Here is a 1,613-nt window from a genome sequence, read left to right as displayed (position 1 = left end):
CTCCGCGTTTCTGCAACAGACCCTGCTCCCCGCCCGAGAAACGCTGCATGAACAAGGGCTGAAGGGTTTCCATGAACTGCGAGCAGCCTACGCCTGCGAGCGCTACGAACAGCTCACGGGGCACGCCGCACCAGTCAATGGTGGCCACTGCTATCGCATTGACCGCGACCTTGATCAACAGGCGCGCCAACAAATCAGCCTAGAGCTCGGGCATAACCGGATCGATGTGGTTTCGGCCTACATTGGAGGTCGAGAGTGACCAAACCATTCGATATAGCGCTGTTCCTGAGCGGCGTACTGACCGGCTCGCAGGTCACGCAGCAACGACACCTACGGCAAGCCCGAATCATGCAAGCGGCCATTCAACAGCGATGGCAGCGAGACAATCCCTGGACCTGGCAGCTCAAGCATGTGCGCTGGTTTCTTACTCAGCACCTGAGAGATCACTCCGAGGCCACCCAGTATTACTATCGGCTCACCGCTCTATTGGTCTGGAAGCGATTAGGGAATGACTGGCAATTGCTGATTGGTAGCTCGACTAGTCGTAGCTAGGCAGCCCCCCAGTCTCACTTGCCCGCCTTCATCTATCTCAGCGTGGATATTCTCTTGCGGATAAACCTGCTCGAAAAACACCGCCGCAATGGCAAAAAACAACCCAAACTGATTAGTCGTGACAGGCCGAAAACGGCCAATAGCGGCCTGTTGCATCAGAGTGCCGATAAACCGATTGTTAAGGTTGCATGGGGTTCGAATTTCTCCTGCATCGCCACACTCTGAAAACGCAAGTAACTGATTTTAAAATAGAATGTTTGGTGTTTTGGTTTTTGGCGTCCGAAAAATGGCCGTATGGGACTGATATGGGCTGGAGAGCAATTTTTACCCATAGATTGCTGTGCGCAATCGACGGCTATTGATCGCTCCAAACTGGCCAGAGGGAGAGCCGCCGATAGGCAGCAATCGCGGACGAGGACGATGGTCGCTTGCCAGTAAATGGCCTTGAGCGGACTACCAAGTATTCTAGGCTAGCGGTCCTTGTGTTTCCGCTTTTTATACCTCAACATGAGGGACCATTTTCGGAAACAGGTACGGAGCGGCGATGAGCACATTTGAACTGACGGCCTCAAACGCTTTCACTCGGCGAGCGACGATTATTGATGAGCCCGCGGACGTGGATGTACGTTTGCGGGAGCTGCATTCTGACTTGGGCCCAGTCCTGCTCCGTGATGCCATTACTGGCGGTCTCCGAGGACGCAATGAGACCAATCGTGCGTCCGCGCCGACTGCGGCTGGCGTTCAGCAATGGTTGAAGACCGTTGAAGACCTACGCACTTTATTGGCGACAGCTCACTGGCATATCCATGAACAGCAGAACTGCCCTTTCATCAGCTCGCCTGATCGGAGCATTTCCATCGTGGTCATGACTGGCAACAGCGAAACCGGCAAGAATGGAATTGATGAGCCGACGAACCAGGCTGAGAAAGGAGCGGTTGCTGAGGGCTTTGTTTATAAAAATAATCGTCAGTTAGAGCTATTCAATAGTGTCTCGTTCCAGTTCGCCAAGGAACATCAGAAAGAGACCCAAGTCTGGGCGTTGCTTTATCACTATGATAAGG

3 protein-coding genes and 1 pseudogene are annotated in these 1,613 nt (G+C 53.3%); all 4 read left to right on the top strand.

All coding sequences use genetic code 11. The features are described from left to right. Positions 1 to 259, top strand: a pseudogene (locus ACXRVY_RS28060) (integrase domain-containing protein); the annotation flags it as partial. Then, a complete protein-coding gene (locus ACXRVY_RS28055) occupies positions 256 to 552 on the top strand; it encodes a hypothetical protein (protein ID WP_223458528.1) in 297 nt (98 codons plus the stop codon). The pseudogene ACXRVY_RS28060 and the gene ACXRVY_RS28055, both read left to right, overlap by 4 nt. Positions 553 to 570: 18 nt before the next feature. After that, positions 571 to 777, top strand: coding sequence for a hypothetical protein (locus ACXRVY_RS28050; RefSeq protein WP_457265824.1), 207 nt, complete (start codon positions 571 to 573; stop codon positions 775 to 777). Positions 778 to 1,096: 319 nt separating this feature from the next. Next, on the top strand, positions 1,097 to 1,613 hold a 517-nt coding region (locus ACXRVY_RS28045; protein WP_458238839.1), incomplete at its 3' end, for a hypothetical protein.

It is taken from the genome of Pseudomonas sp. P5_A2_2 (assembly GCF_054177685.1).
The sequence above is the reverse complement of the archived record's forward strand: the minus strand, read 5'-3'. Positions and strand labels throughout refer to the sequence as shown.